General features: G+C 72.8%; 13 protein-coding genes. 9 read left to right on the forward strand and 4 right to left on the reverse strand.

The genetic code is table 11. The annotated features are described in order from the left end of the window. Window positions 1–140: 140 nt before the first annotated feature. The 9 genes from AB0B90_RS11370 (at window position 141) to alc (ending at window position 8,681) form a co-directional block, all read left to right on the forward strand. Entirely contained in the window at window positions 141–803 is a 663-nt protein-coding gene (locus tag AB0B90_RS11370) for a 2-oxo-4-hydroxy-4-carboxy-5-ureidoimidazoline decarboxylase (RefSeq protein WP_362922261.1), read from the forward strand. Next, window positions 800–1,111, forward strand: coding sequence for a hydroxyisourate hydrolase (gene uraH, locus AB0B90_RS11375; RefSeq protein ID WP_350948013.1), 312 nt, complete (start codon window positions 800–802; stop codon window positions 1,109–1,111). Before AB0B90_RS11370 ends, uraH begins: the two co-directional genes overlap by 4 nt. Then, entirely contained in the window at window positions 1,112–2,014 is a 903-nt protein-coding gene (gene pucL / locus AB0B90_RS11380) for a factor-independent urate hydroxylase (protein ID WP_362922263.1), read from the forward strand. It begins immediately after the preceding gene. Window positions 2,015–2,019: 5 nt separating this feature from the next. Further along, entirely contained in the window at window positions 2,020–2,895 is an 876-nt protein-coding gene (locus AB0B90_RS11385; protein WP_350948015.1) for an FAD binding domain-containing protein, read from the forward strand. Further along, window positions 2,895–3,368 (forward strand): (2Fe-2S)-binding protein, encoded by a 474-nt coding sequence (locus AB0B90_RS11390; protein ID WP_350948143.1) that lies wholly within the window; start codon window positions 2,895–2,897, stop codon window positions 3,366–3,368. The genes AB0B90_RS11385 and AB0B90_RS11390 overlap by 1 nt, the downstream gene beginning before the upstream one ends. Further along, on the forward strand, window positions 3,365–4,750 hold the full coding sequence (locus AB0B90_RS11395) for an 8-oxoguanine deaminase (RefSeq protein ID WP_362922266.1): 1,386 nt from the start codon (window positions 3,365–3,367) through the stop codon (window positions 4,748–4,750). The genes AB0B90_RS11390 and AB0B90_RS11395 overlap by 4 nt, the downstream gene beginning before the upstream one ends. Window positions 4,751–4,893: 143 nt before the next feature. Beyond that, entirely contained in the window at window positions 4,894–6,135 is a 1,242-nt protein-coding gene (locus tag AB0B90_RS11400; protein WP_362922268.1) for a glycerate kinase, read from the forward strand. Between the two features lie 83 nt (window positions 6,136–6,218). Continuing rightward, window positions 6,219–7,532 (forward strand): allantoinase AllB, encoded by a 1,314-nt coding sequence (allB, locus tag AB0B90_RS11405; protein ID WP_362922270.1) that lies wholly within the window; start codon window positions 6,219–6,221, stop codon window positions 7,530–7,532. A gap of 81 nt (window positions 7,533–7,613) precedes the next feature. Continuing rightward, the gene (alc, locus tag AB0B90_RS11410) at window positions 7,614–8,681 is read left to right on the forward strand and encodes an allantoicase (RefSeq protein ID WP_362922272.1); all 1,068 of its coding nucleotides are present in this window, start codon (window positions 7,614–7,616) and stop codon (window positions 8,679–8,681) included. A 74-nt stretch (window positions 8,682–8,755) separates the two neighbouring features. Here the strand turns inward: alc and pknB are convergent, their stop codons facing one another. The 4 genes from pknB to thiO form a co-directional block, all read right to left on the reverse strand. Beyond that, window positions 8,756–10,705, reverse strand: coding sequence for a Stk1 family PASTA domain-containing Ser/Thr kinase (pknB, locus tag AB0B90_RS11415; protein ID WP_362922274.1), 1,950 nt, complete (start codon window positions 10,703–10,705; stop codon window positions 8,756–8,758). 75 nt (window positions 10,706–10,780) lie between these two features. Beyond that, the gene (locus AB0B90_RS11420; protein ID WP_350948021.1) at window positions 10,781–11,692 is read right to left on the reverse strand and encodes a thiazole synthase; all 912 of its coding nucleotides are present in this window, start codon (window positions 11,690–11,692) and stop codon (window positions 10,781–10,783) included. Between the two features lie 3 nt (window positions 11,693–11,695). Beyond that, complete coding sequence (gene thiS, locus AB0B90_RS11425) at window positions 11,696–11,896, reverse strand: sulfur carrier protein ThiS (protein WP_350948022.1); 201 nt, start codon at window positions 11,894–11,896, stop codon at window positions 11,696–11,698. Next, a complete protein-coding gene (gene thiO, locus AB0B90_RS11430; protein ID WP_362922277.1) occupies window positions 11,893–13,197 on the reverse strand; it encodes a glycine oxidase ThiO in 1,305 nt (434 codons plus the stop codon). The genes thiS and thiO overlap by 4 nt, the downstream gene beginning before the upstream one ends. Window positions 13,198–13,417 lie beyond the last annotated feature (220 nt).

The raw sequence follows: 13,417 nt of genomic DNA on the forward strand, positions 1-13,417 counted from the left end.
GACCTCGCCCGCCACGGAGACGGGCGGAGGGTGGAGATCAACGAGTTTGGAGCATGTTACGAAAATCCGGGGCAAATCATGGCTCAGTTTGCGCTTCGTGGCGCTGGACCACACACACCGGTGGTGTGTGTACTGCTGCCATGCCTAACGTGAACTCCGCGCCGCCGGTTTCGGGGCTGGCCGCGTTCAACGCGCTGGGCGCCGAGGAGGCCGAGGCCGGTCTGCTCGCCTGCTGCGCCTGCCGGACCTTCGCCAGGGAGGTGGCCGCGTCACGCCCCTACCGTGACCTCGACCGGCTGGCCGAGACGGCGGAGGCCGTCGTACGAGGGCTGGACTGGTCCGGTGTCCGCGAGGCGCTGGCCGCCCACCCCCGGATCGGCGAGCCGCCTCGCGCGGCGGAGCGGCCCCCCGCCGAGGAGCCGTCCCGCGAGGGAGGGCCGGTGCCGGGTCCCGGGCCGGCCGATCGCCCGGAAGGACACCCGGAGCACCCGGAGCACCCGGAACGCCAGGAACGTCCGGAACACTCGGAAAGGGAGGCGGCCTGGTCGCGCGGGGAGCAGGCGGGGGTGGACACGGCGGGGAAGGACGTCCTCGACAGGTTGGCGGAGGGCAACCGCGCCTACGAGCGGCGGTTCGGCCACGTCTACCTGATCTGCGCCACCGGTCTGTCGGCGGAGGAGATGCTGGCCCGTCTCACCGAGCGGCTCGGCAACGACGAGGACACCGAGCGGGACGTCGTCAGGACCGAACTCGCGAAGATCACCCGCCTGCGACTGGCGAAACTTCTGGGAGCCGCCCCATGAGCCTGTCCACCCACGTGCTGGACGCCGCCCTGGGCAGGCCCGCGGCGGGGGTCGCCGTACGCCTGGAAAGGGACGGCGAGGTGCTCGCCGAGGGGGTCACCGACGCCGACGGGCGGATCGCGGGGTGGACCTGCGGGGCGGGAGAGCACCGCCTGGTCTTCGACACCGGCGGCTACTTCGCCGCCCGCGCGGTGGACGCCTTCTACCCCCGGGTCTCGATCGACTTCACGGTGGCGGACCCCGGTGAGCACCACCACGTTCCCCTGCTGCTCAGCCCGTTCGCCTACTCGACGTATCGAGGGAGCTAGATGGCCGTCGTTCTCGGTCCCAACCGCTACGGCAAGGCGGAGACCCGCCTGGTCCGCGTCGTCAGGGACGGCGGCGTCCACCACATCAAGGACGTCACCGTCGGCTCGGCGCTGTCGGGCACGATGGAGGAGGTCCACCTCACCGGCGACAACGCCGCGGTCCTGCCGACCGACACGCAGAAGAACACCGTGTACGCGTTCGCCAGGAAGTACGGCGTGGCGGAGATCGAGGACTTCGCGATCCTGCTGGCCCGTCACTACGTGGAGGCGCAGCCCACCGTCCACCACGCCCGCGTGGAGATCGAGGAGCACTTCTGGGACCGCATCCCGGTGTCGGAGGAGGCCGAGAGGAAGGGCGGGCGGCACTCCTTCGTCCGCTCGGGAAGGGAGACGCGCACCTGCGTCGTCCACCACGACCGCGACGGCACCACCACCGTGGTCTCCGGGCTGAAGGACCTGACGGTGCTCAACTCGACCGACTCGGAGTTCTCCGGCTTCATCCAGGACGAGTACACCACCCTCGCCCCCACCAAGGACCGGGTCCTCGCCACCGCCGTCTCGGCCCGCTGGCGGCACCTGCCGGGGGTGGCCGGGCAGCGGACGGCGTACCGGGAGTCGTACGACGAGGTGCGCCGCCACCTGCTCGGGGCGTTCGCCGAGACCTACAGCCTGTCGCTGCAGCAGACCCTTTACGCGATGGGCGAGCGGGTACTGAACGCCAGAGAGGAGGTCTGCGAGGTGCGTCTGGCGATGCCCAACAAACATCACTTCCTGGTCGACCTCACCCCGTTCGGGCTGGACAACCCCAACGAGGTGTTCTACGCGGCCGACCGTCCCTACGGGCTGATCGAGGGCGACGTGCTCCGCGACGACGCCCCCGACGCCCGCTTCGCCTGGGAGTGACGACCATGGACTTCCTGCGACCCGCCACCTGGGCGGAGGCACTCGCCGCCAAGGCCGACCTGCCGGAGGCCGTGCCCATCCAGGGCGGCACCGACATGATGGTCGAGCTCAACTTCGACGTGCGGCGGCCCGCCGCGCTGCTCGACCTGAACCGCGTCGCCGAGCTCACGGCGTGGAGCGAGGAGGCGGACGGCAGGCTCAGGATCGGCGCGGGCGTGACGTACGCCCGCCTGATCGGCGAGCTGGGCGACCGGCTCCCCGGCCTGGCGCAGGCCTCCCGCACGGTCGGCTCGCCGCAGATCCGCAACCGCGGCACCGTGGGGGGCAACCTCGGCGCCGCGTCGCCCGCGGGGGACAGCCACCCGCCGCTCCTGGCCGGCGGCGCGGTCGTGGAGGTCGAGTCCGCGGACAGGGGGACGCGGATGATTCCGGCCGACGAGTTCTACCTCGGGGTCAAGCGCAGCGCGCTGGAGGCCGACGAGCTGATCCGGGCGTTCTGGATGAGCCCCGCGAGCGGCCCCCAGTACTTCTCCAAGGTCGGCACCCGCAACGCCATGGTGATCGCGGTCTGCTCGTTCGCGATCGCGCTGCACCCCGGCGAGCGCCGGGTCGGCACCGGCATCGGCTCGGCCGCCCCGACCCCCCGCCGGGCCGTCGCCGCCGAGGAGTTCCTCGCCGCCGAGCTCGACTGGGAGGCCAGGCTCGACCCCGGGGTGCTGGAACGCTTCGGGGAACTGGCGGCCGGATCCGTCTCCCCGATCGACGACGTGCGCGGCACCGCCGACTACCGGCGCCACGCCATCGCGGTGATGGCGCGGCGCACCCTCACCTGGGCGTGGAACGAGTTCCGCTCGGGACACTTCGAGAGGAGGGCCGGATGATGCGCGTCACCTTCACCGTCAACGGTCGCACGGAGGTCGCCGACGACGTCTGGGAGGGCGAGAGCCTCCTGTACGTCCTGCGCGAGCGCGTCGGCCTGCCCGGTTCCAAGAACGCGTGCGAACAGGGCGAGTGCGGCTCCTGCACGGTCTACCTCGACGGGATCCCCGTCTGCGCGTGCCTGGTCGCGGCCGGGCAGGCCGAGGGGCGTGAGGTCCGCACCGTCGAGGGGCTCGCCGACGGCGACCGGCTCGACCCGATCCAGGAGGCCTTCGTCGAGTGCGGCGCCGTCCAGTGCGGCTTCTGCACCCCCGGCCTCCTCGTACAGGCCCATGACCTGATCGAACGGGTCGCGCGGCCGTCCGACGCGGAGATCCGCGAGGCCCTGGCGGGCAACCTGTGCCGGTGCACCGGCTACGAGAAGATCCTCGACGCCGTGCGTCTGGCCGCGGCGCGGAAGGCGGAGGCCTCGTGAGCGCCACCCTGATCGAGAACGTCCACATCGCCCCGGTGGTGGGCGAGGAGATTCCCTCGGGGCACATCCACGTCGAGGGCGACAGGATCCTGGCCCTGGGCGCCGGCCCCGCGCCGGACGTCCCCGGGGCGGCCAGGATCGACGGCACCGGCTGTCTCGCCACCCCCGGCCTGGTCAACACCCACCACCACCTCTACCAGTGGGCCTCCCAGGGGCTCGCCCAGGACGCCACCCTGTTCGAGTGGCTGACGGCGCTCTACCAGGTGTGGGCCGCGATGGACGCCGAGGTCGTCAGGGGCGCGGCGGGCGCGGGGCTGGGCTATCTGGCCCTGTCGGGCTGCACCACCTCCAGCGACCACCACTACATCTTCCCCTCCGGGCGCGGGGACCTGTTCGCCGCGGAGATCGAGGCGGCGAGGCAGGTCGGCCTCCGCTTCCACCCCGCGCGGGGCTCGATGGACCGGGGCAGGTCGCAGGGCGGCCTGCCGCCGGACGTCGTGGTCGAGCGGCTGGACGAGATCCTTGAGGCGACGGCCGAGGCCGTCGACACCTACCACGACCCGTCCTTCTCCTCCATGCTGCGTGTCGCGGTCGCCCCCTGCTCGCCGTTCTCCGTCAGCGCCGACCTGATGACCGAGGCCGCCGCGCTGGCCAGGTCCAAGGGCGTGCGCCTGCACACCCACCTCGCCGAGACCCTCGACGAGGAGGAGCACTGCCTGCGGCAGGTCGGGCAGCGCCCGGTCGACTACATGGAGAAGCTCGGCTGGCTCGGCCCTGACGTGTGGTTCGCCCACGCCGTCCACCTGAGCGACGGCGACATCGACGTCTTCGCCCAGACCGGTACGGGTTCGGCGCACTGCCCCAGCTCCAACGGCCGCCTCGGCGCCGGGATCGCCCGCGTCTCCGAGATGCTCCACCGGGGGGCGAACGTCGGCCTGGGCGTGGACGGCAGCGCCTCCGCCGAGCTCACCTCCCTCTCCGGCGAGATGCGCCAGGCCCTGCTGTTCCAGCGGGCGAGGTACGGGCCCACCGCGCTCACCGCGCGCCAGGCCCTGGAGATCGCGACCCTCGGCGGGGCGAGAAACCTGGGCCGCCAGGAGGAGCTCGGCTCCCTGGAGGCGGGCAAGCTCGCCGACATCGCCCTCTGGCGCACCGACGCCTTCGCCTCCGCGGTCGCCGACCCGGTCTGCGCCCTGGTGTTCGGCACCCGGCAGCCTCCGCTGGCCCGCCTGCTGGTCGGCGGCGAGACCGTCGTCGAGGACGACGAACTGCGTACCGTCGCCCAGGACGAGCTCGGCCGCGCGGGAGGCGAGGCGCACCGCCGTCTCATGCGGCTGGCCGAGGAGCAGGGCTTCACGGCGGCGAAGGAGGTCGGCGGATGAGACGGGGCGCGGGGCCGGGCGTCGAGGACGCGCGGGGACGAATGTGATGATGGTGCTCCGTCTCATCGGGGTCCGGCGTCCGCCTCCCGGCCGGTCACGCCGGCCGGGGGCGCGTGCCCCCCGTCCGTCAGCAGGGAGCAGGGTTGTCTGAGTCTTCGGGACACGTCGTGATCGCCCCGGACAAGTTCAAGGGCTCGCTCACCGGCGCCGAGGTCGCCGCGCGGGTCGCGGCGGGCCTCGGGCCGGGCGTCGCCACGGTCGCGTTACCGGTGGCCGACGGTGGTGACGGCACCGTGGACGCGGTCGTGGCCTGCGGGTTCACCCGCGTCGAGGTCGAGGTCACCGGCCCCGTCGGCGAATCGGTCCTCGCCTCCTACGCCTGGTGCGACGCCTCCTCGGGGGAGGGCGCCCTCGCGGGAGTGGACGTGCCGACGGCGGTCGTCGAGCTGGCCGAGGCGTCAGGGCTGCGGCGGCTGCCGGTCGCCTCGGGGCGCGCGGCCACCGAGGGATCTCCCGCGCACGAGGGGGTGGAACTCGCCCCGCTCACCGCGACCAGTCACGGCACCGGCGAGCTGATCGCCCACGCGGTACGGCGCGGGGCGAGGCGGGTCGTGCTCGGCCTCGGCGGCAGCGCCTGCACCGACGGTGGCGCGGGCATGATGCGGGCGCTCGGCGTCCGCTTCCTGGATTCCGGGGGACGGGAACTTCCCCTCGGGGGAGCGGCCCTCCGCGACCTGGAAAAAATCGATATTTCGGGACTTATCGCGATTGATGATGTCGAGTTCGTCGTCGCCGGTGACGTGGACAACCCGCTGCTCGGCCCACACGGCGCCGCCGCCGTGTACGGACCGCAGAAGGGCGCGAGCCCCGAGGACGTGAAGCTGCTCGACCGGGCACTCGCCAGGCTCGCCGCCGTCGCCGCGCACACCCACGGACTGGTCGGCGCCATCGAGCACGACGGTGTCGTCCGCTCGATGGGGGTGGCGGGGCGGCCGGGCGCGGGCGCCGCCGGGGGAGTGGGCTTCGCCGCGCTCGCCTTCCTCGCGGCCGACTTCCGGCCCGGCATCGACTACCTCCTGGAGCTGCTCGGCTTCCGCGACCGGCTTGAGGGCGCGCGCCTCGTCATCACCGGCGAGGGTTCGCTCGACGAGCAGACACTGCGCGGCAAGGCCCCCGCCGGGGTCGCGAGCGCCGCCGCCAAGGCGGGCGTCCCGGTCGTCGCGGTCTGCGGGCGCCGCACGCTGGGCGACGAGGAGCTGAACGCGGCGGGGATCACCGCCGCCTACGCGCTCACCGACATCGAGCCCGACCCGGCCGTGTGCATGTCCCAGGCGGGCCCGCTGCTGGAACGGCTCGCGCGCACGGTCGCGGAAAGGCACCTCTGACAGGCGGCCGACCGGCAGGCGGCTCATGGACGGCTCATGGACGGCTCATGGACGGCTCATGGACGGTGAGGAACGGAGAGTGGATGAGCGCAGAGGTTGAGGACGTGGCGGATCTGGTCATCAGGTCCCGCAGGGTCGTACTGCCCGAGGGAGAGTGCCCGGCGGCGGTCGCCGTGAGGGGCGGGAGGATCGTCGGGGTGTACTCGCACGACGCCGCGCCGGACGCCGTCGAGCAGGTCGACCTCGGCGACGTCGCGCTGCTGCCCGGCCTGGTCGACACCCACGTGCACGTCAACGAGCCGGGCCGTACCCACTGGGAGGGGTTCGCCTCCGCCACCCGGGCGGCCGCCGCGGGCGGGGTGACCACGATCGTGGACATGCCGCTCAACTCGCTGCCGCCGACCGTGAACGCGGACGCCCTGACCGTGAAGCGCGAGGCCGCGGACGGGCAGTGCGCGGTGGACGTCGCCTTCTGGGGCGGGGCGATCCCCGGAAACGCCGGGGACCTGCGGCCGCTGCACGAGGCGGGCGTGCGCGGGTTCAAGTGCTTCCTGTCCCCGTCCGGCGTGGACGAGTTCCCGCCGCTGGAGGAGGACGGGTTGCGGGCCGCCATGGTGGAGATCGCCTCCTTCGACGGGCTGCTGGTCGTCCACGCCGAGGACCCCGCGCTGCTCGCCGACCCGGAAGGACCGGGATACCCGGAGTTCCTCGGCTCCCGGCCAGGAGAGGCCGAGTGCCGCGCCGTCGAACGGGTCGCCGCGCTGGCGGGGGAGACCGGGGTACGGGCGCACATCCTGCACGTGTCGTCCGCGCTGTGCCTGGAACCGCTGGCGAAGGCGAGGCGGGAGGGGGTCAGGATCACCGCGGAGACCTGCCCGCACTACCTCACGCTGATGGCCGAGGAGGTGCCCGAGGGCGCCACCCAGTTCAAGTGCTGCCCGCCGATCCGCTCCTCGGCCAACCGTGACGAGCTCTGGCGCGGCCTCGCCGACGGGGTGCTCGACTGTGTCGTCTCCGACCACTCGCCGTCCACCCCCGACCTGAAGGTGCCCGACTTCGCCGCCGCCTGGGGTGGGATCTCCTCCCTGCAGCTCGGCCTCACCGCCGTCTGGACCGAGGCGGCACGGCGCGGGCACGACCTGGGCGACGTCGTGCGCTGGATGGCGGAACACCCGGCCGCGCTGGCCGGGATGCGCGGCAAGGGCGCCATCGCCGTGGGCGCGGACGCCGACCTCGTCGCCTTCGACGCCGACGCCGTCCACACGGTGGACGTCTCCACCCTTCACCACAAAAATCCGGTCACCCCCTACCACGGCAGGACGCTGGTGGGCGAGGTCCGTACGACATGGCTGCGCGGCCGGGTCGTGGGGAACGATCCCCAGGGCACCCTCCTGTAGGACGACGCGCCATGACGATCCCGGTCCGCGGTGGGACCGCCACGGCGGCCCGGCCGGTTCACCGTGAGAAAGGCCCTCTCCTTGACCGAACCGACCGAACCGACCGACGCGACCGACGCGACCGAACCGACCGACGCGACCAAGCCGACCGACGCGGCCGAACCGGCCAACGCGACCGACGCGACCGACGCGGCCGGATTCACCGCGCTGCCCGACCTCGCCCTGCGCACCCTCGGCGGCGCGGTCGTCGCGGCCAACGACGAGTCCTTCGCCGAGAGGGAGAGCCTCATCAGGCCGGGTCGTCCCGGCTTCATGCCGCACACCTTCGGAGCCAAGGGCCAGGTCTACGACGGCTGGGAGACCCGCAGGCGACGCGAGCCCGGCCACGACTGGGCCCTGGTCAGGCTCGGCATGCCCGGCGTGGTGAGGGGCGTGGTGATCGACACCGCCTGGTTCAAGGGCAACTACCCGCCGTACGCCTCCGTCGAGGCCGTCGAGGTCGAGGGCTACCCGACGGTCGCCGAGCTGGAGGCGGCCGACTGGGTGGAGATCGTTCCCAGAAGCGGTCTCAAGGGGGACGCCGAGCACCTCTTCGCGGTGTCCGGCGAGCGCCGCTACACGCACGTGCGGCTGAACATGTTTCCCGACGGGGGCATCGCCCGCCTGCGAGTGCACGGCGAGGTCAGGCCCGACCTGTCCCTGTACGAAGGACTCGGCCTGGACCTGGCCGCCCTGGAGAACGGCGCGCTCGTCACCGCCTGCTCCAACGAGTTCTACTCCTCGCCCAACAACGCCATCTCACCGGGTCTCGCCCGTCACCAGGCCGAGGGCTGGGAGACCGCGCGCCGCCGCGACGGCGGCAACGACTGGCTGGTGATCCGCCTGGCGGGCTCCGGTGTCGTCGGCCTCGCCGAGATCGACACCACCAACCTGGTGTTCAACGCCCCCGCCGAGGTCTCCGTCACGGGCACCGCGGACGGCACCACCTGGTTCCCGCTGCTGCCCAGGACCCGCCTGCTGCCCGACACCCGGCACCGCTTCCGCATCCGCGACGCGCCCGCGGCCACGTACGCCAGGGTGGACATCTATCCGGACGGCGGCCTGGCCAGGGTCCGCCTGCACGGCTTCCTCACCGAGACCGAGAGCTGACGCGGCCCCGGCGACGGCGGCGACCCCGGCCCGCACCACGCCGGTACGGCCTCCTTCGCGGGGGCCGTACCGGGTCAGTACCAGATGGTGACCTGGGTGCCGGGCGGGACCGCCTGGCCGCCCGGCGGGATCTGGGCCAGCACCCTGCCCTTGCCCAGGGTGCGCTTCATCTTCACCGTGACCCCCGCGGCGCGCAGCTCGTCTCTCGCCGCCCGGTAGTCCTTGAAGACGATGTTCGGGACCACCACGACGTTGCCGCCGCCCTCTCCGTTGTCCCCGGGCGGGACCTCGCCGTCGCGCTCCCAGGGCCAGCGCCACTCGCTGGCGCACTGCGACAGGGTGAGCCGGACCACGGCGCCCTTGTCGATCTCGGCCTTGGGCTGCGGGTCCTGGGCGATGACGGTGCACGGCTGGGCCGAGTCGGTCTGCTCGACGAACTCGGGAGCGAACCCCGCCCCGCGCAGCACCCCGTCGGCCTGGTCGCGGGGCATGCCCCTCACGTCCGGCATGAGCAGACCCGCGCTCACGATCAGGTCGACCTTGCTGTTCTCCCTGACCGGGTTTCCCACGGCGGGGACGGTCCGCATCACCTGGCCGCGCGGCACGGTCTCGCTTTGCTGCTTCTTGACGTCGTCGACGAGGAGTGAGGATTCGGCCAGCCTGCTCCTGGCCTGCGCTTCGGTCATCCCCACCACATTGGGCACCGCGACCCGCTTGGGGCCGGCCGAGGCGATGAGGATCAGCTTGCTCCCCGGCTCGGCCTCGGTGCCGGCCACGGGCTCGGTGCGCAGCACGGTCCCCTTCGGGGCCTTCTCGTCGTGCTCGGCCTTGCCGGTCTCGACGGTGAAGCCGCGCTGCTTGGCCTCGCCGGTGGCGGCCGTGATGTTCTTGCCCACCAGGGTGGAGGGCACCACGATGGAGGTGTTCTGCGAGAACAGCCAGCCGGTCACCCCCACCGCGATCACCATGACCGCGGCGAGCCCGATCAGGAACCAGCGGGCGCCGGACCTCCCGCGTGCCTTGGGAGCGGTCGTGTGGTGGCCGTCGGCCGGGCCGGTGGGCAACTCCACGCGAGGCTGGATCAGCGTGTGGTTGGCCGGGGCGGGGGGCGTGGGCGCCGCCGTCTCGGGGCCGTGCGGCGGGCCGGCGGGCAGGGACGGCACCGGGCCGCTCTCCCTGGGCAGCATCCGGTGGGCCTCGACGGCGGCGACGAGCAGCGCGGTGGCGTCCACGGGGCGGTTCGCGGGATCGCGGGCCGTCGCCTTCGCCACCAGGGTGTCGAGCAGCGGGGGAGAGCCGGGCAGCAGTGCCGAGGGCACGGGAACCGTGTCGTGCACGTGCCGGTAGGCGACCGACATCGGGGTCTCGCCCTCGTAGGGCTGGCGGCCGGTCAGAAGCTCGAACAGCATGATGCCGGCCGCGTAGACGTCGCTGCGGGCGTCGGCGCCTCCCGCGGTCACCTGCTCGGGCGACATGTAGCCGATGGTGCCGATCATGACACCGGTGCGCGTCTGGTTGCTCGCCTCGATCGCGCGGGCCAGGCCGAAGTCGACGACCTTGACCCGGCCGTCGTCGGCGAGCAGCACGTTCTCCGGCTTGACGTCCCGGTGGATCAGGCCGGACTGGTGGGCGGCGCCCAGCGCGGCGAGGACCGGGATCATGACCTCCAGCGCCTCGCGGGCGGGCAGCCTGCCCCGGGCACGGAGCACGTCGCGCAGGGTCCGGCCCGGCACGTACTCCATCGAGAGGTAGACGTTGTCGCCGTCGGTGCCCTGGTCGAACACGTGCACCACGTTGGGGTGCGACAGGCTGGCCACCGACTTGGCCTCGCCGATGAAGCGACGCACGAAGGCGGGGTCCTCGGCGAGCGAGCGGTGCATCACCTTGACGGCGACCGTGCGGTCGAGCCGGACGTCCAGGGCCAGATAGACGGTCGCCATTCCGCCCCGGGCGATCCGGGACTCGACGCGGTAACGCCCGTCGAGGAGTTTCCCGACCAGGGGGTCCGTAAGCGTCGTGTCCACGTGGCCGAGTTTACGGGCGATTTGGCGCCGACAGGATCCCCGAATCCCAAACCGATGCCGAGACGTGGTGGTTTTCTATCGATGGACCGTCGGCGGCCTGTCGATCGAGGGAGAGGAGGCTTCCGCGTAGCGACGCCGGGGTATCCGCCCGGCCATACGCGCGAACCGGCCTGCGCAGACGGCCGAGCGCATCGCCTGGGCCATCAGGTCGGGACGCTGTGCCCGGGTGACCGCCGTGGCCAGCAGGACCGCGTCGCAGCCGAGCTCCATGGCGAGTGCCGCGTCGCTGGCCGTGCCGATCCCGGCGTCCAGGATCACCGGCACGCTCGCGAACTCCACGATCAGCTCGATGTTGTGCGGGTTGCGGATGCCGAGTCCCGAGCCGATCGGCGCACCCAGCGGCATCACCGCCGCGCAGCCCGCCTGCTCCAGTCTGCGTGCCAGTACGGGATCGTCGCCGATGTAGGGCAGCACCGTGAACCCGTCGGCGACCAGCCGCTCCGCCGCGTCGAAGGTCTCGATGGGGTCGGGCAGCAGGGTGCGCTCGTCGGCGATGACCTCCAGCTTGACCCAGTCGGTCTCCAGCGCCTCCCTGGCGAGCCTGGCGGTCAGCACGGCCTCACCGGCGGTGAAGCAACCCGCGGTGTTCGGCAGCACCTTGATGCCGCGCCGTCGCAGCACGTCGAGCACCGAACCCCGCGCGGACGGGTCGAGCCGCCGCATCGCGACGGTGGTCAGCTCGGTCCCGGAGGCGGCGAGCGCCTGGTCGAGGATCTCCAGGGACGGGGCGCCCCCGGTGCCCATGATGAGGCGGGAGGAGAACTTCTCCCCGCCGATGACCAGGTCGTCCACCGGGTCCGCCGTCAACCTGTCGGCCTCCCTCGCGTCCGTCGTCACCCTGTCGCCCCCTCTCGCCTTCGCCGTCGGCCGGTCGGCCTCCCCGGCGTCCGTCATCGACCGGTCGGTCCCTCTCGCGTCCGTCGTCATCGGTCAGCCTCCCTGGACCGCGGTGAGCACCTCGACCCGGTCGGCCTCCGCGAGCGCCGTGGAATCCCAGGCGCCGCGCGAGACGACCTCGTCGTTCACCGCGACGGCCACCCCGTTCCGCACCTCGGTCAGCCGCCGTACGGCCTGCGCGACGGTCGCGCCCGAGGGCAACTCGTGCGCGGCGCCGTTGATGGTCACGTTCATCTGTACTCCTGCGGTGTGTGGTCGCGGAGGCGGTGCTCCCGTGGCGAAGGTTCTGGGGAATCGAGTTCCCGGGAGTCGTGCCTCCGGTGGTGCTCTCCGAGGCGGTGTTCCTGATGTTCCTGATGTTCCTGATGTTCCCGCTGTTCCCGGCGTTCCCGGTGGCGGTCCTGAGCATCGCGATCACCGAAGCGGAGCGGCGAGCAGATCGCGGAGAGCCCGGCGTCCGCCTCGCCCGCCTCCTGCGAGCAGAGGTCGGCGGTGAGCGGCGCGAGCAGGACCCCGCCCCGGTGATGCCCGGTGGCCAGGTGGAGACCGGGCACGATCGTGGCGCCGATCAACGGCAGGTTGTCCGGGGTGCCCGGACGCATGCCCGCGGTCATCTCGGCCACCTCCAGCTCGGTCACCCCGGGGACGAGCTCCCGCGCGTCGCGCAGCAGCTCCCACAGCCCACCGGCCGTGACGCGGGTGTCGAAGCCCATCTCCTCCTGGGTGGCGCCGAGGACCGTCTCGCCGTCGCCGCGCGGAACCAGGTAGACGTGTGAGCCGTGAACGACCCCGCGTACGCACCGCCGCAGGATCGGCGAGGGGGAGCGCAGTCGCATGATCTGGCCCTTGACCGGCCGTACCGGGGGCAGCGCCTCCGGGGGCACCCCCTCCAGGGAGCCCGACCAGGCTCCGGCGGCGAGGACCACCAGGTCGGCCCCGACACTCTCGCCGGTCGAGAGGCGTACCCCGGTGGCCCTTCCCGAGGCGGTGATCAGCTCGGCCGCGCGGGCGCGTACCAGGGTGCCGCCCGCGCGCTCCAGGGCCGCGAGGAGTGCCGCGGTGACCCGCCTGGGGTCCACCCAGGCGTCGCCGTCGGCCAGCAGGCCACCGCGGACCGCGGGGGCGAGCATGGGCTCCAGGCGGCGGCACTCGCGGCCGGTGAGCCGTTCGGCGGGCAGCCCCAGCTTGGAGACGAAGGCGGCGAGGTCGTCCAACGCCGCCAGGTCGTCGGAGCCGAAGGCGACGTCGAGCGTGCCGTCGGTGCGGTAGTCGAGGTCGTGCCCGCTCGCGTCCGCCAGCTCGGCGGCGAAGGCGGGCCAGCGCTTCAGTGAGGCGAGCCCAAGCCGCAGCAGCGGCTCCTCGGTGTAGGTGACCTCGCTCACCGGGGCCAGCATGCCCGCCGCCGCGTGCGAGGCGCCGGAGGCCGGCGCGGGGTCGGCGACCATCACTCTGTGGCCCCGGACGGCGGCGCGCCACGCCACCGACAGGCCGATCACGCCGCCGCCCACGACGAGGAGGTCGAGATGGTCCGCCATACGTGCTCCGCTCCCTTCGCCGGCATGACCCGGATCAGGTTCGTGGCGGTCGAGGGCCCGCTCGCGGTCGTCTCCGGACCTCGCTCGCCGTGCCGTGCGGGGCGTTCCTCCTCGCACATCACCAGCTCGCAGGGGGTCCTTCCTCGTCCGCAGCCCTCCTCTCAGCCCGGTGCGTTCCGGGCTCCCGCGCGTCTTCTCCTCTCACCCTAAGGGCTGGGAC

This window comes from Streptosporangium sp. NPDC049078, assembly GCF_040648855.1.
GTDB lineage: Bacteria > Actinomycetota > Actinomycetes > Streptosporangiales > Streptosporangiaceae > Streptosporangium.